This window comes from Cellulophaga omnivescoria, assembly GCF_001999725.1.
Taxonomy (GTDB): domain Bacteria; phylum Bacteroidota; class Bacteroidia; order Flavobacteriales; family Flavobacteriaceae; genus Cellulophaga; species Cellulophaga omnivescoria.
This window is the reverse complement of the sequence record NZ_MDDP01000013.1, coordinates 76,162-99,479: the sequence shown is the minus strand read 5'-3', so window position 1 is coordinate 99,479 and position 23,318 is coordinate 76,162. Positions and strand designations below refer to the sequence as shown.

25 protein-coding genes are annotated in these 23,318 nt (G+C 31.2%); 7 read left to right on the top strand and 18 right to left on the bottom strand.

Features of this window, described 5'->3' with window-relative positions; genetic code table 11:
- Positions 1-44: 44 nt before the first annotated feature.
- The 16 genes from BFJ87_RS08385 to BFJ87_RS08310 form a co-directional block, all read right to left on the bottom strand.
- A complete protein-coding gene (locus tag BFJ87_RS08385; protein ID WP_013622842.1) occupies positions 45-761 on the bottom strand; it encodes a response regulator transcription factor in 717 nt (238 codons plus the stop codon).
- 5 nt (positions 762-766) lie between these two features.
- Positions 767-2,350, bottom strand: a complete 1,584-nt coding sequence (locus BFJ87_RS08380) for a sensor histidine kinase (protein ID WP_077402716.1) — start codon at positions 2,348-2,350, stop codon at positions 767-769.
- A gap of 82 nt (positions 2,351-2,432) precedes the next feature.
- Complete coding sequence (gene coaE, locus BFJ87_RS08375) at positions 2,433-3,017, bottom strand: dephospho-CoA kinase (RefSeq protein ID WP_077402713.1); 585 nt, start codon at positions 3,015-3,017, stop codon at positions 2,433-2,435.
- Complete coding sequence (locus BFJ87_RS08370; RefSeq protein WP_139344222.1) at positions 3,014-3,934, bottom strand: CdaR family protein; 921 nt, start codon at positions 3,932-3,934, stop codon at positions 3,014-3,016. Before BFJ87_RS08370 ends, coaE begins: the two co-directional genes overlap by 4 nt.
- A 41-nt stretch (positions 3,935-3,975) precedes the next feature.
- Positions 3,976-4,977 carry a glycosyltransferase family 2 protein gene (locus BFJ87_RS08365; RefSeq protein WP_077402707.1) on the bottom strand — a complete coding sequence of 334 codons (1,002 nt, stop codon included), beginning with the start codon at positions 4,975-4,977 and terminating at the stop codon, positions 3,976-3,978.
- Positions 4,978-5,043: 66 nt separating this feature from the next.
- On the bottom strand, positions 5,044-5,859 hold the full coding sequence (locus tag BFJ87_RS08360; protein WP_013622847.1) for an enoyl-ACP reductase FabI: 816 nt from the start codon (positions 5,857-5,859) through the stop codon (positions 5,044-5,046).
- A 65-nt stretch (positions 5,860-5,924) separates the two neighbouring features.
- Positions 5,925-7,577 carry a DNA repair protein RecN gene (recN, locus tag BFJ87_RS08355; protein WP_077402704.1) on the bottom strand — a complete coding sequence of 551 codons (1,653 nt, stop codon included), beginning with the start codon at positions 7,575-7,577 and terminating at the stop codon, positions 5,925-5,927.
- Positions 7,578-7,629: 52 nt separating this feature from the next.
- Positions 7,630-8,520: a type IX secretion system protein PorD gene (gene porD / locus BFJ87_RS08350; protein WP_077402701.1), complete on the bottom strand. Its 891-nt coding sequence runs from the start codon at positions 8,518-8,520 to the stop codon at positions 7,630-7,632.
- Positions 8,513-9,721, bottom strand: coding sequence for a bifunctional phosphopantothenoylcysteine decarboxylase/phosphopantothenate--cysteine ligase CoaBC (coaBC, locus tag BFJ87_RS08345; RefSeq protein ID WP_077402698.1), 1,209 nt, complete (start codon positions 9,719-9,721; stop codon positions 8,513-8,515). The genes porD and coaBC overlap by 8 nt, the downstream gene beginning before the upstream one ends.
- A 2-nt stretch (positions 9,722-9,723) precedes the next feature.
- Entirely contained in the window at positions 9,724-10,056 is a 333-nt protein-coding gene (locus BFJ87_RS08340; protein ID WP_013622851.1) for a DNA-directed RNA polymerase subunit omega, read from the bottom strand.
- A 10-nt stretch (positions 10,057-10,066) separates the two neighbouring features.
- Entirely contained in the window at positions 10,067-10,879 is an 813-nt protein-coding gene (locus tag BFJ87_RS08335) for an outer membrane protein assembly factor BamD (protein WP_077402696.1), read from the bottom strand.
- Positions 10,880-11,020: 141 nt separating this feature from the next.
- Complete coding sequence (gene dapA / locus BFJ87_RS08330) at positions 11,021-11,911, bottom strand: 4-hydroxy-tetrahydrodipicolinate synthase (protein ID WP_077402769.1); 891 nt, start codon at positions 11,909-11,911, stop codon at positions 11,021-11,023.
- 55 nt (positions 11,912-11,966) lie between these two features.
- Entirely contained in the window at positions 11,967-12,497 is a 531-nt protein-coding gene (locus tag BFJ87_RS08325; protein WP_077402694.1) for a DUF6913 domain-containing protein, read from the bottom strand.
- Between the two features lie 171 nt (positions 12,498-12,668).
- Positions 12,669-14,663, bottom strand: coding sequence for an NAD-dependent DNA ligase LigA (ligA, locus tag BFJ87_RS08320; RefSeq protein ID WP_077402691.1), 1,995 nt, complete (start codon positions 14,661-14,663; stop codon positions 12,669-12,671).
- Between the two features lie 71 nt (positions 14,664-14,734).
- Positions 14,735-15,586 (bottom strand): peptide chain release factor N(5)-glutamine methyltransferase, encoded by an 852-nt coding sequence (prmC, locus tag BFJ87_RS08315; protein ID WP_077402688.1) that lies wholly within the window; start codon positions 15,584-15,586, stop codon positions 14,735-14,737.
- A gap of 42 nt (positions 15,587-15,628) precedes the next feature.
- Positions 15,629-16,114: a GNAT family N-acetyltransferase gene (locus tag BFJ87_RS08310; protein ID WP_077402686.1), complete on the bottom strand. Its 486-nt coding sequence runs from the start codon at positions 16,112-16,114 to the stop codon at positions 15,629-15,631.
- 41 nt (positions 16,115-16,155) lie between these two features.
- Between BFJ87_RS08310 and ribD the strand changes: the two genes are divergently transcribed.
- Genes ribD through BFJ87_RS08290 form a run of 4 tightly spaced genes read left to right on the top strand, consistent with a single transcriptional unit; the run spans position 16,156 to position 19,276 of the window.
- Positions 16,156-17,208, top strand: a complete 1,053-nt coding sequence (gene ribD, locus BFJ87_RS08305; protein WP_077402683.1) for a bifunctional diaminohydroxyphosphoribosylaminopyrimidine deaminase/5-amino-6-(5-phosphoribosylamino)uracil reductase RibD — start codon at positions 16,156-16,158, stop codon at positions 17,206-17,208.
- Positions 17,201-17,803: an HAD-IA family hydrolase gene (locus tag BFJ87_RS08300; protein WP_077402680.1), complete on the top strand. Its 603-nt coding sequence runs from the start codon at positions 17,201-17,203 to the stop codon at positions 17,801-17,803. Before ribD ends, BFJ87_RS08300 begins: the two co-directional genes overlap by 8 nt.
- A gap of 2 nt (positions 17,804-17,805) precedes the next feature.
- Positions 17,806-18,666 carry a DMT family transporter gene (locus BFJ87_RS08295; protein ID WP_077402677.1) on the top strand — a complete coding sequence of 287 codons (861 nt, stop codon included), beginning with the start codon at positions 17,806-17,808 and terminating at the stop codon, positions 18,664-18,666.
- A gap of 1 nt (position 18,667) precedes the next feature.
- Positions 18,668-19,276 carry an IMPACT family protein gene (locus tag BFJ87_RS08290; protein ID WP_077402674.1) on the top strand — a complete coding sequence of 203 codons (609 nt, stop codon included), beginning with the start codon at positions 18,668-18,670 and terminating at the stop codon, positions 19,274-19,276.
- Here BFJ87_RS08290 and BFJ87_RS08285 read toward each other — a convergent pair.
- Positions 19,273-19,683 (bottom strand): acyl-CoA thioesterase, encoded by a 411-nt coding sequence (locus BFJ87_RS08285; protein ID WP_077402671.1) that lies wholly within the window; start codon positions 19,681-19,683, stop codon positions 19,273-19,275. The genes BFJ87_RS08290 and BFJ87_RS08285 overlap by 4 nt on opposite strands.
- A 204-nt stretch (positions 19,684-19,887) precedes the next feature.
- Here BFJ87_RS08285 and dnaA point away from each other — a divergent pair, with 204 nt between their 5' ends.
- From dnaA to BFJ87_RS08270, 3 genes are read left to right on the top strand one after another with little or no spacing between them, the layout of a single operon-like run.
- Positions 19,888-21,312 carry a chromosomal replication initiator protein DnaA gene (gene dnaA / locus BFJ87_RS08280; RefSeq protein ID WP_077402668.1) on the top strand — a complete coding sequence of 475 codons (1,425 nt, stop codon included), beginning with the start codon at positions 19,888-19,890 and terminating at the stop codon, positions 21,310-21,312.
- A gap of 11 nt (positions 21,313-21,323) precedes the next feature.
- Entirely contained in the window at positions 21,324-21,779 is a 456-nt protein-coding gene (locus BFJ87_RS08275) for a low molecular weight protein-tyrosine-phosphatase (protein ID WP_077402665.1), read from the top strand.
- Between the two features lie 3 nt (positions 21,780-21,782).
- The gene (locus tag BFJ87_RS08270) at positions 21,783-22,502 is read left to right on the top strand and encodes an SAM-dependent methyltransferase (protein WP_077402662.1); all 720 of its coding nucleotides are present in this window, start codon (positions 21,783-21,785) and stop codon (positions 22,500-22,502) included.
- 54 nt (positions 22,503-22,556) lie between these two features.
- On the opposite strand, the gene BFJ87_RS08265 is transcribed toward BFJ87_RS08270, so the two are convergent.
- Positions 22,557-23,213 carry a hypothetical protein gene (locus tag BFJ87_RS08265; protein WP_077402659.1) on the bottom strand — a complete coding sequence of 219 codons (657 nt, stop codon included), beginning with the start codon at positions 23,211-23,213 and terminating at the stop codon, positions 22,557-22,559.
- Between the last annotated feature and the right edge of the window lie 105 nt (positions 23,214-23,318).

Genomic DNA, 23,318 nt, shown 5'->3' with positions numbered 1-23,318 from the left:
CTCTTAAAGGGTGGTTTTTAGTATATTGTAAAAAGAATTAAATATTAAGACTCTTCCTCAGTTTTAATTACCAAACGGAAACCTTCACCGTGAATGTTAAGTATTTCAACATTCTCATCTTTCTTTAAATACTTTCTAAGTTTAGCTATATAAACATCCATACTTCTAGATGTAAAATAGTTATCATCTCTCCAAATTTTAGTTAACGCCAATTCTCTTGGCATTAAATCATTTTCATGCAAAGCCAATAAACGTAAAAGGTCGTTTTCTTTAGGAGATAATTTAACAGCTTCTTCTTCTTTATACTTTAAAAATCTAAGTTTAGAGTTTAATTTAAAATCACCAATAGTAAACTCAAACTTTTTACTGTCTGCCATTGTATTAGAAGACTTTCTTTGTAAAATAGCTTTAAGCTTCATTAAAAGAACTTCAGAGTCAAAAGGCTTATTTAAATAATCATCTGCTCCAGCTTTATAGCCTTTTAACACATCTTCTTTCATTGTTTTTGCAGTAAGAAAAACAATTGGTACGTTTTCATTTTTTTCTCTAATTTCCCTTGCTAGCGTGTACCCGTCCTTGTAAGGCATCATCACATCCAAAATACAAACATCATAAATGTCTTTTTTGAATTTTTCAAAACCTTCCATTCCGTTTTTAGCTAAAACAACGTCAAAATTATTCATTCCTAAATAATCTTTAAGTACAATTCCAAAATTTGGATCGTCCTCTACCAAAAGTATTTTCTTGTTTACTGTTTCCATATCTATTAAATTATAGGTAATTTAATGTAGAAAGTGCTTCCTTTTCCTTTTTCGCTTTCTGCATATACTTCACCTTGGTGATCATCTATTATTTTTTTTACATAGGCAAGCCCTAAGCCGTGCCCTTTTACATTATGTATATCTCCTGTATGTTCTCTATAAAATTTTTCAAAAACTTTTTTAAGAACAGCTTTGCTCATTCCTGAACCTTGATCTTTTATTTTTATTAAAATACTATTTTTTGTACTCTCTGTATACACATCTATTTTTGGTGCCTCTGGAGAATATTTAATAGCATTGTCCATAACATTTACTAGTACATTAGTAAAATGCATTTCATTAGCTAAAACATCTGTACGTTTTGCATTTAGGTGTGTATTAATATAACCACCTCTATCATCTACAATTAATTCTACATGTGTAATAGCGTCTTCAATTATGTCGTGTACATCTACCCTTTCCTTACTTATATCTAATTGGTTTTTTTCTAATTTAGATATACGTAAAACGTTTTCAACCTGTGCATGCATTCGTTTATTTTCATCCCTAATCATTTGCAGGTACCGCCCAACTTTTTCTTTATCTCCAATAGTGCCCGGGTTTTTAATAGCCTCTACTGCTAAGTTTATAGTTGCAATAGGAGTTTTAAACTCATGCGTCATATTGTTAATAAAATCAGTTTTAATTTCAGATATTTTTTTCTGTCTAATTAACTGGTAAATAGCACCAACATAAGTAATTAATATAATAGTTGTAAACAAGAATGTTATTACTGCCATTCCTAAAATAGAACCAATTAAATATTCTTTTTTCTCTGGAAACGATACCAATAAAGAAAAATCTGTTTTTCCTTCGCTATCCCTAAAAATTGGTGTTCTATTAACAGTTTCAGGATCAAACTTAAACTTTCTAGATTTTACAGAGGTTGGCAATCCTTTACTATAAATACCAAATTCAAAATCTATATCTATTTTTCTGTTTTTAAATTCTTCTTCCAAAGAATACCTAATTTCTTCTTTAGAAACTCTTTTATACATAGGTTTTTTATTGGCTGCATCTCTAAACATTTCTTCAAATTGCAGTCGCTCAAACCTAGATATATCTCCAAATTTTGTTATGGTTTTAATTGGAGTAAAACTGTATCCTTTACCATCCATACCAAAATTTTCCTTAAAAACGGTTTCTACAGTTTTACTGGTATAACTGGTAATAGTTGTTGTACTATCATTAAAAAGATCATTGTCAAAGAACGAAGGTGGAATATTATAATTCTCTTTTAATATTCCATGATTATAAATGGTTACTTCTCTAGAGTCTTCATCCACTTCTTTAAAAAAGATGTCTCTAATTTGAAACTCAGATGGTTTACCAACACTATCTTTTAGTGCTATTAACTTATTTCCGTATTCATTAACCTCTCTAGTCTCTATCTTACTTGCTACATTATCTAAAACCTGTGAAACGGTCTGATAAAATTGCTCCTCTTTGTCTTCTATAGATTTTTTAATCCAATATGCTTGAACAAAAATAATTCCTAGCAAAGACAAGGTCATCAATACAATAAGTATAACCAATAACTTCTTGTTCATTTGGGCAAAATTAAGATTTTAACATATATAGTCTGTCCGGTTTAACCTAACCTTAACACTAATAGTTAAACTTTAACGATTATTAAGACAACTCCCTTAATATACAATGAATTTCTTTAATTTTTAACTTTAACTTTACAATATCTTCATTTATTAACTTAAAATCAGACATTTTTTCTTTCTTTTCATCTGTCCATTGATTGTCCATTCTAGAAAGAATCTTTTCTCGTGTAGTATTATCCCTTTTTATTATTCTGTCTATTCTGACTTCTAAGGGTGCTGTTACCAAAATTATGTAGTCATAAAAATTTTGGTTGTTATTCTCAAATATAATTGCACTTTCTTGTATAACATAAGGTGCGTTTTGTTTTTTAGCCCATTCTAAAAAATGTGCTCTTACAGCTGGGTGTACAATAGCATTTAATTGCTCTAATAAATTAGCATTAGAAAAAACTTCTTGAGCTATATACTCTCTATTTAAAACACCATTTTGATAAGCTTCTTCACCAAGTAACTTTATAATTTGTTCTTTTACATTAGCAGAGGTATGCATTATTTTTTTTGCCTCTGTATCGGAATTATATACAGGCACACCTAAGTTTGCAAACATTTTAGCCGCAGTGCTTTTTCCACTACCTATACCACCTGTTAAACCTACTATTTTCATTTTCTGTTTAAAATAAATTCTACAGATTCTTCTTTTAACTTTGCGCTATAAACACCTTCCGGTTTTTTAGTAAGACTTAATTTTAATATTGGCGAATTTTCATCTACATACTCATTAAAATCTGCCGTTAAACTAAAATCTGTTGCCGTAATTTTTTTTAATACTTCTATATTTGCTTTACATAAGATAGATACCTCGCTAGGAAAAGTTCTGATACTTATATCATTTGGTAAATTTAATACTGTAACGGGCACTGTAATTAACTTTTCTGAAAAACGAAATACCTCTCCAGAAACAACAACTTCATTATTCGAAAACTTAGAATTAGCTAAATTCTGAGGCAGTATTAACGGTAATGTTTTACTAATATTTGATGATACATCTCTAAAATTATAATCCTCTGCTGTTACGCTTACAATAGTGTCTATCTCAGATTTAGGTCCAGATACCTTTATAGAGTCTGGAGTTATTTTTATACCTTTTTCTAACACATAATTCTGTGCCATATCTACTTTTATATTTGCTAAAACAGGCACTTTCTTTGTATGTAATTTATAGAGGTCAATATATAAGGTATCACTAAAACCAACTTCTGTTAAAGACAATGAGCTAGACAATTGCTGCTCTATTTGTTTTCTAAAAACAGATTGCCTTAAAAAATACTTGTCTTCTTTTTCTTCTACATTAGATAAGTCTATTTTTATATTTTTTCTAAAAATATTTAAACGCAACAACTGAAAACCACCAGCATGCACTTTAACTTGCACTTGGGTTTGATGTTTTTGAGCAAAAAATAAGCTATCGGGTACGTTTACATATTCTAAATTGAAGTATGTATTTGCTGTGTAAGAATCGGATAAATTACTAATAAACCAAGCCATTGTGGCACATAGCAAAAAGAGTGAAAATATTTTCACTTTTCGTTTATTTAAACCGCTTTTTATTTTACTTAACACCTTTATAATTTAAAAAATAATTTTGGAAATAACTCTTGCGCACTTTTTTTACTTGAGTTTAAAGTTAAAGTAGACTTTAAAAAGCCGTAACCATACCCAACAAATTGTATTACAACAGCAACCAAAGATAGTAATGCTATTGCTATACTTTTATTTTTTAATAACGAATCTACAAACAACAAGCTAAAGTATAAACCATAACCATATAAAAACCAAGGTAAACCAAAAAATGAGGCTAATAATGACACTAAAAATCCAAAACAAAATAAAGCTGGAAACCAATAGGTAATTTTTGCTGTTTGTGGATGCCATTTGTTTAAGATAGGACGAACCATACCAAACTTATTTACCTGAATGTAAAACTTATTCCAATCTATTCTACGTTTATGATACACATAAGCTTCTGGAATTAATTTGGTTGTAAACCCGTTATTCCAAATTCTAATGGTTAAATCTGGATCTTCACCTGGGTGAATATTGCCATAACCGCCAGTTTTTTCAAAAGCTACCTTAGAAATTCCCATATTAAAACTACGTGGCTGAAACTTATCTACCGCCTTTTTACCTCCGCGTATACCACCTGTTGTAAAAAAAGATGTCATGGCGTAATTAATAGCTTTTTGGACCGTAGAAAAAGACTCGTGTGCAGCATCTGGACCACCATAACAGTCTACATAGTTTTTTTGTAATGATGCTTCCGCAGTTTCTAAATAATGTGGAGGTAAAATACAATCTGAATCTAATACAATAAAGTAATTACCTTTTGCTTTGCGCATTCCGTAATTTCTAGAATCTCCAGGCCCTGAATTTTCTTTTTTATAGTAAGATATTGGTAAACTAGAAAAGTGAGAGACTTCTTCTTCTGAGCTTATAGTAGAACCATCTTCTACGATAACTATCTCATACGGTTTAGTATAGGTTTGTTGCTCTAAACTTTGCAACAACTCTCTAATTTCATTTGGTCTGTTATAAACCGGAACTATAAAAGAAAACAAAAAATTCATGTAGTACCACTGTAAACATAAAAGCCACCCCAAAAAAAGGATGGCTTTTACTATATTATATTATATTTATTCTTCTGTAAAGTGCTCTATTACCTCTTGGCTAACTCCTGTATTAGAGAAACCTCCATCATGAAACAAGTTTTGCATTGTTACTTTCTTTGTTAAATCTGAGAATAACGAAACTGTATAATCTGCACAATCTTGAGCAGTTGCATTACCTAACGGAGACATTTTGTCTGCGTAAGCAATAAAACCACCAAAACCTTTAACACCTTGACCAGCTGTTGTTGGAGTTGGCGACTGCGAAATTGTATTAACACGCACCTGTTTTTCTTTTCCAAAGAAATAACCAAAACTACGTGCAACAGACTCTAAATAGGCTTTATTATCTGCCATATCATTATAATCTGGAAAAGTACGTTGTGCTGCCATATAAGTTAAAGCTACAATACTTCCCCACTGGTTCATTGCATCTGCTTTATACAAACTTTGCATTACTTTATGAAAAGATAATGCAGAAACATCCCATCCTTTTGCTGTAAAATCATACTTCTCATCTGTATATGCACGCCCTTTTCTTACGTTTACAGACATCCCAATAGAATGTAAAACAAAGTCTAACTTACCACCTAAAATTTCTGTAGCCTTAGCCACCAAATTATTTAAGTCTTCTTCGCTAGTTGCATCTGCAGGTATAATTTCTGATCCTGTTTTTTCTGCTAACTCTTTAATTTGCCCCATACGCATTGCTATTGGTGCGTTAGTTAACACAAAAGTACCACCTTCTTCGTGTACTCTTTCTGCAGTTTTCCAAGCTATAGAGTTTTCATCTAATGCTCCAAATATAATACCTCTTTTTCCTTTTAATAAATTGTATGCCATTTGCTATTTATTTTGGTAATTTATGTGCGCGTAAAGATATTCAAAAAAAGTAGAATGCAATGCTTCTAATTTAATAACTGCCTTGCATGTGCAATAGCAGAATCCGACAAATCTTTTCCTCCCAACATTTCTGCCAACTCTACTACTCTTTCTTCTGTAGTTAGTTGCTTCATTTGCGTGTGCGTTACGTTATTTTTATCTTCTTTGTAAACTTTATAATGATGGTTACCCTTAGATGCTACTTGTGGTAAATGTGTAATAGAAAATATTTGCATACTACTACTCATTTCCTGCATAATAACTCCCATTCTGTTAGATATTTCACCAGATACACCTGTGTCAATTTCATCAAACATTAATGTTGGCAAATCTTCATATTTAGCTAACACTGCTTTAATGGCTAACATTATACGAGAAAGCTCTCCCCCAGACGCTACCTTTTTTAACTCTCCAAAACCAGATCCTTTATTAGCAGAGAATTGAAAAACCAACTCATCTTTACCATTATATGTAAAACTTTCTGTTTTATTTATTTCAATTTTAAACTCGGCACTTGGCATACCTAATGACGCCAAAATAGACTCTAACTGTTGCTTAAGCTCTGGAATTATTGCTTTACGTTGCTTTGTAATTTTAGCACATATTGTATTTAGTGCTTTTTCTTGTGCAGCAATCTCTTCCTCTTTTTCTTTTATTGTAGCATCTATATTTTCTGTTGCATCAACTTTTAATGCTAATTCTTCTTTTATTTTTAAAAGCTCACTAACCTCTAATACACCATGTTTTTTTTGCAAATCATACAATAATTGGAGTTTTGCATTTACTTCTTCTAACAGGTTTGGATTAGCTTCTACAGTATTCTCTAAACTTTCAAACTCTTCAAAAATGTCATTAACCTCTATAAAAACAGATTGTACACGCTCATTTAAATTAGTAAACTGAGAACCAAAGCTTGCTAACTTATTTGAAGCTTGCTTTAACTCTGCTAACAAAGTTAAAACACCAACTTGTTCATCTGCTATTAACTGATGACCTTTAGACAAGTGCTCCATAATGTTTTCTACATTATTTAGCTGCTCATACTGCTCTTCTAATTCTTCTAAAATTCCTTCTTTTAAAGGAGCGGCTTGTAATTCACTTAGTAAAAAAGTGTTGTAATCATGTTCTTTTATCCCTTCTTGTTTAGCAAGCTGCAATTGTTCTAAAACTTTAGTTTCCTTTTTAAACTGACGCAAACTTTCCTCATATTTTTTTAATAATGGGACGTTAGAAGCTAAACCATCTATAACTTTAAATTGATAGGCATTATCTCCTAGTTGCAGTGTTTGATTTTGTGAGTGCACATCTATTAAACTATCTCCTAATGTAGAGAGTATAGTTAATTTTACAGGTGAATCATTAATAAAAGCTCTAGACTTACCGCTAGGCAATATTTCTCTTCTAATAATGGTACGCTCCTCATAATCTACATCATTCTCCTTAAAAAAAGGCTCAAGATTATATTTGCCTATAGAAAACTCTGCCTCTATAACACATTTTTTTTTCTTATCTCTTAATGATGATAAATCTGCACGTTTACCCAATACCAAAGCTAAGCCACCTAACAATATAGATTTTCCTGCTCCAGTTTCACCAGTTATTACGGTAAAACCGTTTGTAAAAGACACATTTAAATGGTCTATTAAGGCGTAATTTTTTATAGAAAGTGATACTAACAATTTGTGTAATTAAAAATTACACCAAATATAATTATAATATAAAAAGCGAAGGTTAATATTTTATTTTATTCCACGTACTAGAATAAAAAGGTGCTGCTGTATTTAAAACTTCTTTTAGTTTTACAACATCCATTTTAGGTCCATCAGAAAATATACTTACAATTTCATCAGATTTTGCATCAAAAAAAGTTTGCAATACAAAAGCATTTGTTCTACGTTTTGCTATAGTAGATAGCAGACGTAATGTACCCGAGATTACTTGTTTACCTGTACTATTATTATCTGCAAGTACATCCATACCTTTCCTATGGTAATTATACATTGCAACTCTATACTCCCTGTAAGCATTAGATAAAATATTATCTACCAATTCAAAACGAGTTCTTTCACTAGAAGACTGGCTCCAACCTGCAGCACTACTACCTTGTGCCTGTGTAACAATACCTTGTGCTTTTTTAAAATATTCTGTACCTCCTTCTAACGCAAAACTATCTGCATCTAAACCAAGAATAATATATGCGTAATAAGACATGACTCCTACAAGGTTAGAATCAAATGTATTTTGATTGTAAACTAAAGGCTGAAACTCTATGTAGTTAAAATTAAACTGATTGTCTTTATAATTAAATATAGGAGTTTCATAAGAAGTATTAAAAACTGGCCTAGAAGACTGTATTTGTATATTAGCTTTAAAACTACTTGATGAGTATTCTGTAATTGTAATGAACATTCTGGAATTTATGCGCTCTTGCTCTTTAAAAACACGATTTGTCCATTTAGTTTTATTCATAAAATCATTAAGTGCACGTTCTAATGTTTTAAATACCTGCTGGTTGGTTTGCCCTACTTGCTCTGAGTTTACCGTAACTGTACAATTTAATTCTTGTGCTGTAGCAGAAGAAAAAATAGCAAAACAAAAAAAAGCAATTACAAGTTTATACATTAGTCTTTATAATAATTTCATTTACAATATCTAAGGCTACATCTGCCTTACTCTTAAGTTCAAACGTTTTTATATTTAATTTCTTATCTATGATAGCTATTTTATTGGTTGATTTGCCAAAACCAGCACCTTTGTCATTTAAAGAATTAAGCACTATAATATCTAAATTCTTCTTTTTTAGCTTTTTAGTAGCATTTTCTATCTCATTTTGCGTCTCTAATGCAAAGCCAACCAAAAATTGATGCTCTTTTTGCTCTCCTAAAGAAAATAAGATATCCTTGTTTTTTACAAGAGTTATCTGCATTTCAGCATCATTCTTTTTTATTTTTTGATCTGCTATAGTTTTAGGTTTATAATCTGCTACTGCAGCTGCGCAAATAGCTATATCTACTTTTGCATAATGCTTATGCACCTCTGTATACATTTCATCTGCAGATTTTACACGTACAAGTGTAACATTATCATGCGAAATAGTTAGGTGTGATGGGCCAGAAACTAAAACTACTTTAGCTCCTTTATTTGCAGCCGCCAAAGCAAGCTCATACCCCATTTTACCAGAGGAATGATTACCAATAAAACGCACAGGGTCTATTGCCTCATATGTAGGGCCTGCTGTTATAACCACTTTTTTACCACTTAGAGGCAAACCAGAATTTAAAAATTGTTTTAAATGCTTAACAATTTCTTCGGGTTCTGCCATTCTTCCTTCTCCATGTAAACCACTAGCCAACTCACCACTTCCTGCAGGAATAATAATATTACCAAATGAATTTAATTTGCTAAACGAACCTAAAGTAGACGGATGCTTGTACATATCCAAATCCATTGCAGGAGCAAAAAAAACGGGACATTTAGCAGACAAATATGTTGCAAGCAATAAGTTATCACAAACACCATTTGCCATTTTAGACAAAGTATTTGCTGTTGCCGGAGCAATAACCATAATATCTGCCCATAACCCCATTTCAACGTGATTGTTCCAAGATGTTCCTTCTTCTTTATCCTCACTAACAAAAGATGTTAATACAGGATTTTTTGATAGCGTAGCTAAGGTAAGAGGAGAAACAAAAGAGCTGGCGCTATCCGTTAAAATAATTTTAACGTTAGCGCCAGCTTTTATTAATAAGCGAACAAGAAATGTTGTTTTATATGCGGCAATACCTCCGGTTATTCCTAAAAGGATATTTTTACCACCTAACATTTTTATGAGTCTTTCGCTGTGTTTCTGTGGTATATTCTATCCTCTAACCACTCTGTTACTGCTAAAGCGTGTGGTTTTGGTAATTTTTCATAAAACTTAGAAACCTCAATTTGCTCCTTGTTTTCAAAAATTTCATCTAAACTATCATTGTACGTAGCAAATTCTTCTAACTTCTCTAAAAGTTCTTTTTTAATATCAGAGTTAATCTGTATTGCTCTTTTAGAAACTATAGAAATTGCTTCATATATATTTCCTGTACCAGCATCAAACTCATTTTTATTAATTGTAGTTGTAGATACAGCTGCTTTTGAATTTTTCAAGTCGTTCATATTCATAGCCTAATATTTATTTTGAATAATTTTGTAATTCTTTATCTAATCTTTCCTTCATATTATTTGCTTTTTTAGCAAACTCTGTTTCTGGAAAAGTTTTCATTAACTTACCATTAGCTTCATTAGCAGCCTTTAAACGCTCTTCCTTTTTACTAGGATGACTATTTATTGCTAAATTATAAGCTGCAAGCGCCTTGTAATATAATGCTTCTTCTTTATATATAGATCCAGGATTATCTAACATAAAGTTTTCTAATGCTTTTATTGCAGAAATAGAGTATTCTAAATCATAAAACTCACCTAATTTAGTAAATTGTTTAGCTATTTCTAATGCTTTCTTCTCTTTTTTTCTAGTTAAAGCAGCAGCAATTTCGTTTGCTTCAGGTAAATATTCAGAATCTGGATACGTGTTTATAAAGTTTTGTATCTTTAACAAAGCCTTATCAGTATCTGTCTGATCTAAAGAATATTTACGCGATAAAAAAGAATAACTCTTTGCTCCTAAAAAAGAAGCTTCCTGAACTTTTTCACTTCTTGGATACGCTTTTACAAAACGCTCAAACTGATAGCCTGCGTTGTTATAATCTTTAATTTGATAATAACTATTTGCATGAAAAAACATTACACGCTCTCCTTGTGGCTTACCTATGTAATTAGAAACTATTTGTTCTAATAAACGGTTTGCTCTTTTAAAATCGCCCTTATCATAAAACTCTTCGGCCATTTCATACTTAGCCTTAACGTCTTGGTTTTTTAATACCTTTTGGTATTCACTACAAGAGCCTAAGACTAACACCAACAATAAAAGTGGTAATAATTTCTTCATTCTTAAAAACATTTTGCAAAATTAGTCATTATATACGGATATAAAAAACATTTTTTATACCGCTAAAATAGGAATGTGAATATTGTTAACCGTAGTTTTTGGCTAAGTTTTAACTTAAAATTTCATTAAAATTGCGAATATCTAAGCTAATTGCTTATTAAAGCTATTCATAAATGTATTTATTGTTGACTTTAGTTCTGGTGTTGCCTCAAGTAAAGGAAGTCTAACTTTTGCTGTAGCCAAGCCTAGGTTTTGGTAAATAGCTTTAATACCTGCAGGGTTTCCTTCTTTAAATATATAATCTATAACGTCATGCAAAGTGTTGTATAACAGATGAGCTTCTGCTGCATTGTTTTCTAAACCAAGAGAAATAACTTTAGAAAACTCTGCCGGAATACCTTGTCCTATAACAGAAATTACTCCAGACCCTCCTGCTAACACAGTAGACAAAGCCGTAAAGTCGTCTCCAGAAATTACCATAAAATCTTTAGGTTTATCTTTTATAATAGATAGTATTTGAACCATATCTCCGCATGCTTCTTTTATAGCAACTATGTTACTAAAGTCTTTTGCTAACCTAACCGTAGTAGATGGCAACATATTACTACCTGTTCTACCCGGTACATTATATAAGATTATTGGCTTTGGGGATGCTAGGGAAATGGCTTTAAAGTGTTGATAAATCCCTTCTTGAGTTGGTTTATTATAATAAGGAGAAACAGATAATACAGCCACAAAATTGCTTAAATCTCTACTTTTTAACTCTGCAACTACTGCCATTGTATTATTTCCGCCAACCCCTAAAACTAAAGGTAACCTACCTGCATTAACCTTAACAACAGTATCTATAACCAACTGTTTTTCTTCTTCCGTTAGCGTTGCCGGTTCTCCTGTGGTACCTAAAACCACTAAGTAATTAATACCATTAGCTATATTGTATTCAACAATATTTTTTAATGCTGTAACATCTACAGACAAATCTTCCTTAAAAGGTGTAACTAGTGCAACACCAGTACCAACTAATTCTTTCACACGTATAAATTTAGTAATCAAAATTTAAGAACGCGCCATAAGTAGTACGTTCTTATTATATTTCATTTAAAACCGAGAGATACTTTCCCAATTCATTTTTAAAAATGCTAAAATCTTTATTTGGTATATTTAAGATTAAATCATTTAAATTCTCATCAATTTCACCAAAACCAACTTTTAATCTGGCTTTGGATTGCATAGTCATTAATTGCAATAGTAAATTTTCTTCTGTATAATAGCTTATTAGCATATCATACTCATTATCTAAAAATTCTAATGCGTAACTATTTTCTATTTTTGCTCCCCAACCTAAATCTTCTTCAGAAAAAACAGGTGTTGAGTAAGGCGAGTTTTTATCATGCTCTGCCTTATACCCTATTATTTTTAATGCGTTTGGCTGTAATGAAAATTCCTTTATAAACTCATTAAATATTGTACCATCTGGCACATTATCTAAATCTACTATACAACCAACTTTAGCAATTCCTTTTTTAACCCTAGAACAGGCCATACGCTTGTTTTTGTTGTCGTTTAAAAATTTAACAGCAGCCTTGCGCTTAAATTTATTTTTTATGCCTTTTAACATGCAATTTACATTTACACAAATGTAATTATTATCTAGCACAATTTAATGCAAAGATACAAAGCTACTTTGTTTTTTAAATAAAACATTTTGTTATAAATATAACAAAATGAAATATAAATAAAAAACATAAAGATAAACACCTCAAATAAAAACACTTACATGTGTTAAAAATTAAGTCAATTTTTCTAAAAATTCTTGTTCTGTAATAATTGGCACATTTAAACTTTCTGCCTTTGTGCGTTTACTAGGACCCATTTTATCTCCTGCAATTAAAAAGGTTGTTTTAGATGAAATGGAAGATCCTACTTTACCTCCGTTATCCTCAATTAATTTTTTAAGGTCATTTCTACTCATTTCAAAAACACCAGAAACAACGTACGTTTGACCCTTTAATTTTTCAGTTTGATTTAAAAGTTTATCTGCTGATACCTGAAACTGGAGTCCGTAACTTTTTAACCTATTTATGATATCTAAATTAATTTCATTCTGAAAAAACTCAACAACACTAGAAGCTATACGCTCACCAATTTCATCTACGGTAGCAAGCTCTAATGCAGAAGCATACATTAAGGCATCTATGTTTTTATAAGCTTTAGCTAATTTTTTAGCTACAGTTTCACCAACAAAACGTATACCTAATGCAAACAAAACACGCTCAAAAGGTATCTCTACAGATGCAGCAACACCTTTTACAAGATTTTCTGCAGATTTTTTTGCCATACGCTCCAAAGGCAACAACTGCTCTACTGTTAGAGTGTACAAATCTGCGTAATTTTTTATTAATCCTTCTTTAAACAATAACTCTACAGTTTCACTACCTAAACCATCTATATCCATTGCTTTTCTGGATATAAAATGCTGAATTTTACCTGTTATTTGTGGCGGACAACCATATTCATTAGGGCAATAATGCTTTGCATCGCCCTCTGTTCTAATTAATTCTGTATTACACTCTGGACAATGTTCTATGTAATGCGTAGGTAAAGAATCTTGTGGTCTTACCTCTAAATTAACACCCACAATTTTAGGGATTATCTCTCCTCCTTTTTCTACAAAAACAGTATCTCCTACTCTAACATCTAATTTTTCTATTTGATCTGCATTATGCAATGATGCTCTTTTTACCGTTGTACCTGCCAACAAAACAGGCTCTAAATTAGCAACAGGAGTAATTGCTCCCGTACGACCAACTTGGTAACTTATTTCATTTAAAACCGTAGAAACCTGCTCTGCTTTAAACTTATAAGCCATTGCCCAACGTGGAGATTTAGAAGTATACCCTAACTCTTCTTGGTAACGTAATGTATTTACTTTAACCACCACTCCATCTGTTTCATAAGGTAACTCATGCCTATGTACATCCCAATATTCTACAAATGCCATAACCTCGTCTACACTTTTACACAACTTGGCAACTGTTGGCACCTTAAAACCCCAAGAGCGTGTTTTTTCTAAGGCTTCAAACTGTGTTTCTATATTTAAATTTGCACCAACAACACTGTACAATAAGCACTCTAATGGGCGCTGTGCAACCAAAGAACTATCTTGCAATTTTAAACTACCAGACGCTGTATTCCTAGGATTCATATAAGGATCTTCTCCGTTTGCTATTCGCTCTTCATTCATTTTATTAAACCCCTCAAAAGGCAATACAATTTCCCCTCTTATATCAAACTTAGCAGGGTAGTCTCCCTTTAATTGTAATGGAACTGATTTAATGGTTTTAATATTCGTAGTTACTTCATCACCCTGAAAACCATCTCCTCTAGTAACTGCTCTTACTAATTTTCCATCTTCATAAGTTAAACTTATTGAAGCCCCATCATACTTTAGCTCACACGTAAATTCTATATTAGAATCTCCTATTATTTTTTCAACCCTTTTTTCCCAATCTAACAAATCTTCTTTAGAGTAAGAGTTATCTAAAGAATACATTCTGTACTCATGCACAACTGTATTAAAATTCTTAGTAATTTCTCCTCCAACACGTAGTGTAGGCGAATTAGCATCATAAAATTCTGGATGCTTAGCTTCTAATGCTTGTAATTCCTTTAATTTTAAATCAAAATCATAATCTGATATGGTTGGAGTATCTAAAACATAATAATTATGGTTGTGTTTACGCAGCTCGTCACGTAATGCTTCAATTTGCTCTTTTACAGACATTTTGTTTATTTTTTAAATTCAGCTTTATTCATTATCTGATAAACTGAATTGATATTTTTATTGTATTTAGTTTAGCTATTTATCTGTCCTTTTAACATCCTATCATTACCAAAAATATCTTTTTTTAAATAGATATTTTTATAGTTATGATTTACTAAAAGTTGCTTTGTTTTTTCACCTAGATATTGATTAATCTCAAAAAATAATTTCCCATCTTTACGTAAATGCTTCAAAGAGAAACTTGAGATAGCCTTGTAAAAGACTAATGGATTAGTATCTGAAACAAAAAGAGCTAAATTAGGCTCATGCTCTAAAACATTTGCACTCATCTCGCTTTTCTCTAAATCTCTAACATATGGAGGATTTGAAACAACAACATCAAACTTTTCTGCTAAATTAATTTCTTCTAAAATATTCTTCTCTATAAAGGTTACATCTACATTATTAACTTCTGCATTACTTTTAGCAACCTTTATTGCCTCTTTAGAAACATCTAAAGCAAACACCTTAGCTTTTGGCAAATTTTTAGCTAGTGTTATTGCTATACAACCACTACCAGTACCTATATCTAATATTGTAATTTCCTCATCAACATTTACTTCATCTAAAACCCAACTTACTAACTCTTCTGTTTCTGGTCTGGGTATTAACACATTAGAGTTTACATTAAAATTTAAACCCATAAAATGTGCGGTACCTAAAATATACTGTATTGGAATTTGCTCTTTAAGTTGATTAATTACCAAAAACAAAACATCCTCTTCTTCTTTATTAATTACATAATTAGGTTGTAAAGCTAGTATAAAACGATCTAGTTTTAAATAATGCTCTATTGTCATATAAAAAAAACTATCTACCTCTTGTGTCGGGTAAATAGCTGCCAATTCTATATGGTAAATTTTCTTAATTTCTTTTAATAACATACTTAAAACCCGCGGCTTAATTATTTTTTTACAGACTTACCCTTATAAATTTAATAACATAAAAACAGGACATGAATAATGCCCTGTATCCCCCATACGGCAATCTATATATTTAAAACCTGTTTTTTTATATAGTTTTTGTGCATCTTTCATGTATGGCATTGTTTCTAAATAGCATTTTTTAAAACGATATTCTCGCGCCTTAGAAATACAAGCATCCATCATTTTACTTCCTAAACCTTTACCTCTTGCTTCTTCTAAAAAGTACATTTTTTGCAATTCGCAGGTATCACTATCATAATTTTCTAATTGTGCAACTCCTGCACATCCTAAAATTTTACCGTTTAGCTCCGCCACAAAATATGTTGCTTTAGGTACATTGTAGTTTTCATACATACAATCTAAGGATTTATCTGCATAGGCAGTGCCAACTTTTGGCACTCCTAAATCTACCAATACTTGCCTAATTACCTCTGCAACAGCTGCATTATCTTTCTGTAAAATTGGCCTAATAACTACATTATCCATAAAACAAAAACTATATCTTAATATTATTCTATTTTTGCGAAGTGAAGATACATGAAAAATACATTTTACGCTGCATACAAATTGCCAAAAACGGTTTAGGTTCTACTTTTCCTAATCCTATGGTTGGCGCATTAATTGTACATAATAATAGAATAATTGCAGAAGGTTTTACCTCTCCTTATGGGGGTCCACATGCAGAAGTTAATGCCATAAATAACGTTAAAGATAAATCTGTTTTAAAAGAGGCTACCATTTATGTTACTTTAGAGCCTTGCTCTCATTACGGTAAAACCCCGCCATGTGCAGATTTAATTATTAAGCATAAAATACCAAATATTATTATAGGGTTAAAAGATCCGCATGAAAAAGTGTCTGGCAACGGAATTAAAAAACTTAAAAACGCAGGGTGCAATGTAATAACCGGTGTTTTAGAGAAAGAATGCAGAGAACATCATAAGCGTTTTTTATGTTTTTATGAAAAAAAGAGGCCGTATATTATACTAAAATGGGCAGAAACAAATGATGGTTTTATTGCGCCACTGCAAGAAAAAAGAAGTGCCACGCCAGAACCTTTTTGGATAACTACAAAAGCAGCCAGACAACTTGTACACCAATGGAGAAGTGAAGAACAAGGTATTTTAGTTGGCACAAATACAGTTATAGAGGACAATCCCAAACTAGATGTTAGAAACTGGCACGGAAAGTCTCCTACTAGAATTATTATAGATCAAAATTTAAAGGTTGATGCAAGCAAAAACATATTAAATACGACTGCAAAAACTATTGTAATAACAAAAGAGTTTAGCAAAAACAAACAACTACAAGGTATTATTTACGAAAGTGTAAATTTTAAAAAACCTTTAGCTATGCAAATTTGCAATATTCTACATAAGCACAATATACTTAGCGTAATTATTGAAGGCGGTTCCAAAACACTACAAACCTTTATTAACGAAAACCTTTGGGATGAAGCACGTGTTTTTACTGGCATTACAAACTTTAACAAAGGTATTGTAGCACCAAAATTTACAGGGAAACTAAAAAGCACAGACACTATTAAAACCGATACCTTAAAGACCTACTATAATGATTAAGAATATAATTTTTGATTTTGGCGATATTTTTATAAACCTGAACAAAACAGCTACCGCATTAGAATTAAGTAAATTTGGTTTTACCAAAATTACCCCTGAGCTAGACTTATTAATGAAGAATTATGAAAAGGGGTTAATTTCTTCTGATGATTTTATAAATAAAACAAACAAAATTTTTCCTGCTGCCACACCACAAGAATTAAAACATGCATGGAACAAAATTATTTTAGATTTTCCTGAAGAGCGCTTATTATTTATTGAAACACTTGCCAATGAAAATAATTATCGTCTGTTTTTACTTAGTAACACCAACGAGTTACACATAAAACAAGTAATTGAAAATATGAGCATTGATAGATATAATAGATTTAAAAACTGTTTTGAACAATTTTATTTGTCGCATTTAATAAATTTTAGAAAACCTAACGCTGCTATTTACGAATTTGTACTTAAAGAAAATAACTTAAAGCCAGAAGAAACTTTTTTTATTGATGATACCAAAGAAAATACAGTTGCAGCAGAAAAACTAGGCATTAAAAGCTGGAATTTACAGGTAGGCAAAGAAGATATCATTAACCTAAAAAGTAAGTTATAAATATGATTAGCTTAATACTTAGCATTTTATTCTCTAGTTTAATTTTTGTAATATTCAAGCTTTTTCAAATTTTTAAAATACAAACATTATACGCCATAATAACAAACTACTTTGTTGCTTGTTTGGTAGGATTATTATTTTACGAAGCACCAATTAACCCAACAAATTTAACACATGAACCTTGGTTTTTAGGAGCTTTATTTTTAGGTGTTTTGTTTATACTTGTATTTTACATTATGGCAAAAACATCTCAAAATTTAGGTGTATCCGTTACATCTGTGGCCACTAAAATGTCTTTGGTAGTGCCTGTAATTGGTGGTATTTTTTTGTATAATGAAACACTTACCAATATAAAAACAATAGGCATACTATTAGCGTTAGCCGCAGTTTACCTTGCCTCCACCAAAACAAATAAGAGCACTATAAAAAAAAATACACTATTGTTACCTTTTTTAGTTTTTTTAGGTTCTGGCACTATAGATATTAGCATTAAGTATTTAGAAGAAGCTTACGTTAACGATGCAAAAATCCCTTTATTTTCTTCCTTTATATTTTTAGCTGCAGGTGTATTTGGTGTGCTTTTTATATTAGTTAGAACCAAAAAACACCCTTTAAAAATAAATTTTAAAAATATATTAGCTGGTATATGTCTTGGCATACCTAATTTTTTCTCTATTTATTACCTAATTAAAGCGCTAAGAAGCTCCAACTTTACAAACGCAACAGTTTTTACAATTAATAATGTTGCTATAGTTTTATTTACTACACTAATTGGTATTGTTTTTTTTAATGAAAAATTAAGCATTAAAAACTGGCTAGGAATAGGACTTGCAGTTTGCAGTATAATTTTAATGGCAATATAATATGAGCACAGAAAAAGACACTTATTTAACCATAGATAAACCAAGTCCCGAAATTCTCTTTAAAGAAAAGAAAAGCAAATTTATTGGCTATGTATTTCCTATAACATCTGAGGATGATGTTAAACCTATTATTGAAGATTTAAAAAAGCAACATCACACAGCAAACCACGCATGTTATGCCTGGCAACTAGGAACAGATACCATTAGGTATAGAGCAAATGATGATGGCGAACCAAATAATTCTGCCGGACAACCTATATACGGACAAATACAAGCATACAACCTTACAAATGTACTTGTTGTTGTAGTACGTATTTTTGGAGGGACAAAATTAGGTGTTGGTGGCTTAATTAGCGCATATAAAACAGCCGCACAACTTGCAATTGAGAGTGCAGACATTAAAAAGAAAATAATAACTAAACTATACACAATTACCTTTGCGTATAAGGATATGAATAGTGTAATGAGAGTTATTAAGCAAAAAAAACTAGACATTATAAGTCAAAAGTTAGAATCTAATTGTGTTTACATAATTTCAGTAAGAAAAACAAAAGCTAACGAAATTTTTGAAATTTTTAATACCATGCAGTATGTTGTAATTAAAGATTAAAAATCATAAAATTCATCAATCTTTTTTAACACATATTCTGGACATTTTATAGGCTTTTTAGTTTCTTTATTTAAGAATGCCAAAATAGTATTTGCTGTTACTAACAATTCATCATTTTCATTGTAAATTTCATAGTCAAATTCTATCTTAACAGAAGGCTTTTTTTTGAGCTTAGTTACCACCGTCAAAGTGTCATCATAAAGCGCAGATTTCTTAAAATTAATCTGTAAGGAAATTACTGGCAATACAACTCCGGTTTCTTCCATTTTTTTGTAGGAAACATCTAAATCCTTTAACCAACTTAACCTCCCCAACTCTAGGTATTGCGCGTAGTTACCGTGATACACCACTCCCATTTGATCTGTTTCTCCATATCTTACAGTAAAAGAAATTTTATTTTTTCGCATAATTATATCAACAAAAATTATATATTTAAAGGATGGGAAATTCTATGCTTACAACATGCAAAAAAAAAACTTCAAATTCAATAGTAATTGATTTTTTTTTTAGAAATTTTGTTCACATATTTGCCACCCCTGATAAGGAAGTTAACATCCCCGTATTTTCTTTCAGAGAGAACACAATACTAACCAAAAAAAGATTATCTAATAATGAGTGTTACTGCAGAATCAGTATGGAATAATTGTTTGTCTTTTATCAAAGACAATATACAACCCCAAGCATTCAAAACCTGGTTTGAACCTATAAAACCAATTAAACTATCAGATAATTCTTTAAGTGTCCAGGTTCCTAGTAAATTCTTTTATGAATGGCTAGAAGAGCACTATGTGAAACTACTAAAAGTTTCACTTACAAAAGAATTAGGGGAAAGCGCTAAGCTGGTTTACATTATTAGAATGGAAAACACTTACGGCAACAGAGAACCTTTTACAGAAAAAATACCAAGTTCAAACAGAACAACCGTTTCACCTCAAGAGTTAGATGTACCAATAAAATCTAAAAATCCTGAGTTAAGAAATCCGTTTGTTATTCCTGGTATTAGAAACATAAAAATAGAATCTCAGTTAAACCCTAACTATAATTTTGATAACTTTTTAGAAGGTGACTCTAATAGGCTTGCAAGATCTGCTGGTATGGCAGTAGCTAATAAGCCTGGAGGAACATCTTTTAACCCATTATTAATTTTTGGCGGTGTTGGTTTAGGTAAAACTCACCTTGCACACGCAATTGGTGTAGAAATAAAAGATAAATACCCAGAAAGGACTGTATTATATATTTCTGCTGAAAAATTCACTCAACAATATATAGAGTCTGTTAAAAAGAATACTAGAAATGATTTTATTCATTTTTACCAATTAATAGATATTTTAATTATTGATGATGTTCAGTTTTTATCTGGAAAATCAGGTACGCAAGATGTTTTCTTTCATATTTTTAACCATTTACACCAAAATGGAAAACAGGTAATCTTAACATCAGACAAAGCTCCTGTAGATATGCAAGACATAGAGCAGCGTTTGTTATCTAGATTTAAATGGGGATTATCTGCAGAGTTACAAACTCCAGATTACGAAACAAGAGTCTCTATTTTAAAGAACAAGCTTTATAGAGATGGCGTAGAGATGCCTGAAGAGATTATAGATTATGTTGCCAAAAACATAAAATCTAATATTAGAGAGCTAGAAGGCGCTGTTATTTCGTTAATAGCTCAATCTTCCTTTAACAAAAAAGAAATTACAATAGAGCTTGCCCAACAAATAGTTGAGAAATTTGTAAAAAATACAAAAAGAGAAGTTTCTATAGATTATATACAAAAAGTTGTTTCTGATTATTTTGAAATGGATGTTTCTACATTACAATCTAAAACCAGAAAAAGACATATTGTACAAGCTAGACAATTGGCAATGTTTTTTGCAAAAAGATTTACAAAAGCATCTTTAGCAAGTATAGGATCACAAATAGGAAAAAGAGACCACGCTACAGTGCTACACGCTTGTAAAACTGTAGATAATTTAGCAGAAACAGACAAACAGTTTCGCAAATACATAGAAGATCTTACTAAAAAATTCTCTTAAATTTTAAGATAATGACAAAAATACTAATGGTTTGCCTAGGAAATATTTGTAGGTCACCATTGGCCGAAGGGATACTAAAAAACAAAGTAAACCCAAACACTGTATTTGTAGACTCTGCAGGCACTGCAGGTTACCACATAGGAAATGCTCCTGACCCAAGATCTATTGCCGTAGCCAATAAATACGGAATAGATATTAGTAAACAAGTATGCCGAAAATTTACTGTAGAAGATTTTAATAATTTTACAACCATTTTTGTAATGGATAATAGCAATTACAATAATGTTATTGCACTAGCCCAATCACCAGAACACAAAAATAAGGTAAAATTATTGCTAAATTTTGGCGATACAAAAATTACCGAAGTACCTGACCCTTATTATGGTGGCGACCAAGGTTTTGAAAATGTTTACAACTTAATAGACCAAGCCTGTACAAATATTGCCAAAACATTAAAAAACCAATAACCTATGGAAAACACTACCAAAAAAGGAAAACTATATTTAATACCTACTACTTTGGGTGACAATGAACCATTGGAAGTGTTACCAATATCTATAAAAAGAACAATAGAGCAAATAGATTACTATATTGTTGAAAATGAAAAAACTGCAAGGCGATTTATAAAAAAAATAAGCTCAGGTAAATCTCAACCTAGTTTACAAATAGAGTTAATTAATAAGTTTACAGATCCACAAATAATACCAAGTTTTTTAGATCCTTGCCTTGAAGGAAAAAGTATAGGTATAATATCTGAAGCTGGATGCCCAGGAATAGCAGATCCCGGAGCAGAAGTGGTTAAAATTGCTCATCAAAAAAACATACAAGTAGTACCTTTAGTAGGACCCTCCTCTATATTTTTAGCACTTATGGCCAGTGGTTTAAACGGTCAAAGTTTTGCTTTTAATGGCTACTTACCTATTGATTGTAGTGAAAGGAAAGCTGTTATAAAAAAAATGGAGCGTATTTCTAAAGACAACAATCAATCGCAAATATTTATAGAAACCCCTTATAGAAATGACAAGTTGTTGGCTGAGTTTTTAAAAACACTTGCTCCACATACATTGTTATGCATTGCAACAGACATTACATTACCAACAGAACAAATAGCAACAAACTCTGTAGCAGAATGGAAAAAAATAAATATAGACTTAAATAAAAGACCTACAATATTTATTTTTCAAGCATAAAAAAAAAGCCTCGCAATAACACTGAGGCTTTTTCCATTTTCATTGTGTAGTATTTTAAATTCTTGGGTTTCGTAGTGCTTTCACAACAGATACATCATAACCTGCAAAAATTTTCATGTAATAAACAATACTAGATCCATAAGCATCTTGTACTGTGTGCGTACCTCTAGAACGTAAAAACTTTTTTACATTGCCTGGCCCTGCTAGATGTGCTGCTGCCAAGATTCCAGATTCGGTTATTTCTAACCCAGCTATTTTACGACCTGCAAATCGCTTAATATCTCTACGTAAAATCCATTTATTTCTACATAAATTGGCGTAAAACACCTTTTCTTGTAAAATAGGATTGCTCAAAAAGGCAGTTACATTGGTAACCCCTAATAGTTGCAGTGTTTCTGATCCAAACTGATACTTTCCTAAGTACCCTAATGTGTTTGTCACAAAATAATCTCCCTGAGACTCCTTAAATGCAAGAGCTTCTTTAAATGCGTTGTATGAATCTCCTAAAAAAGGAGGACTTACACTCAACATTTCATCATCATTCTCAATAGCAGTTTTGTATTTGGGATACAAAACTTCTGTAGGTTCATCTATTTTAAGTGTTTTAGGTAATGCCACTGTACCTATTTTTGGCACAATAATATTGTAACTAAAACTCGTTAAAATAAAAATCATGATTAGGGGGATTAACTTATTAATCCACTTTCTCATATAGTTTCATTTCTTAAGACTTACGGTCTAATATTAAATTAATATTAAGTCAGCTTAAATTTCTCGGGTGCAAATTTACTCCTCATATTGTTCTTAAAATGTTAA

Bases quoted from the DNA above. Each gene is read 5' to 3' on its own strand.
- BFJ87_RS08385 (WP_013622842.1), bottom strand. From the start codon at position 761: ATGGAAACAGTAAACAAGAAAATACTTTTGGTAGAGGACGATCCAAAT.
- BFJ87_RS08380 (WP_077402716.1), bottom strand. From the start codon at position 2,350: ATGAACAAGAAGTTATTGGTTATACTTATTGTATTGATGACCTTGTCT.
- coaE (WP_077402713.1), bottom strand. From the start codon at position 3,017: ATGAAAATAGTAGGTTTAACAGGTGGTATAGGTAGTGGAAAAAGCACT.
- BFJ87_RS08365 (WP_077402707.1), bottom strand. From the start codon at position 4,977: ATGAATTTTTTGTTTTCTTTTATAGTTCCGGTTTATAACAGACCAAAT.
- BFJ87_RS08360 (WP_013622847.1), bottom strand. From the start codon at position 5,859: ATGGCATACAATTTATTAAAAGGAAAAAGAGGTATTATATTTGGAGCA.
- porD (WP_077402701.1), bottom strand. From the start codon at position 8,520: ATGTATAAACTTGTAATTGCTTTTTTTTGTTTTGCTATTTTTTCTTCT.
- coaBC (WP_077402698.1), bottom strand. From the start codon at position 9,721: ATGTTAGGTGGTAAAAATATCCTTTTAGGAATAACCGGAGGTATTGCC.
- BFJ87_RS08340 (WP_013622851.1), bottom strand. From the start codon at position 10,056: ATGAATATGAACGACTTGAAAAATTCAAAAGCAGCTGTATCTACAACT.
- BFJ87_RS08335 (WP_077402696.1), bottom strand. From the start codon at position 10,879: ATGAAGAAATTATTACCACTTTTATTGTTGGTGTTAGTCTTAGGCTCT.
- BFJ87_RS08325 (WP_077402694.1), bottom strand. From the start codon at position 12,497: ATGTTAAAAGGCATAAAAAATAAATTTAAGCGCAAGGCTGCTGTTAAA.
- ligA (WP_077402691.1), bottom strand. From the start codon at position 14,663: ATGTCTGTAAAAGAGCAAATTGAAGCATTACGTGACGAGCTGCGTAAA.
- prmC (WP_077402688.1), bottom strand. From the start codon at position 15,586: ATGTTATTAAAAGAAATTAAGAAAATTTACCATATAGAATTGGCAGCT.
- BFJ87_RS08310 (WP_077402686.1), bottom strand. From the start codon at position 16,114: ATGGATAATGTAGTTATTAGGCCAATTTTACAGAAAGATAATGCAGCT.
- BFJ87_RS08300 (WP_077402680.1), top strand. From the start codon at position 17,201: ATGATTAAGAATATAATTTTTGATTTTGGCGATATTTTTATAAACCTG.
- BFJ87_RS08295 (WP_077402677.1), top strand. From the start codon at position 17,806: ATGATTAGCTTAATACTTAGCATTTTATTCTCTAGTTTAATTTTTGTA.
- BFJ87_RS08290 (WP_077402674.1), top strand. From the start codon at position 18,668: ATGAGCACAGAAAAAGACACTTATTTAACCATAGATAAACCAAGTCCC.
- BFJ87_RS08285 (WP_077402671.1), bottom strand. From the start codon at position 19,683: ATGCGAAAAAATAAAATTTCTTTTACTGTAAGATATGGAGAAACAGAT.
- dnaA (WP_077402668.1), top strand. From the start codon at position 19,888: ATGAGTGTTACTGCAGAATCAGTATGGAATAATTGTTTGTCTTTTATC.
- BFJ87_RS08275 (WP_077402665.1), top strand. From the start codon at position 21,324: ATGACAAAAATACTAATGGTTTGCCTAGGAAATATTTGTAGGTCACCA.
- BFJ87_RS08270 (WP_077402662.1), top strand. From the start codon at position 21,783: ATGGAAAACACTACCAAAAAAGGAAAACTATATTTAATACCTACTACT.
- BFJ87_RS08265 (WP_077402659.1), bottom strand. From the start codon at position 23,213: ATGAGAAAGTGGATTAATAAGTTAATCCCCCTAATCATGATTTTTATT.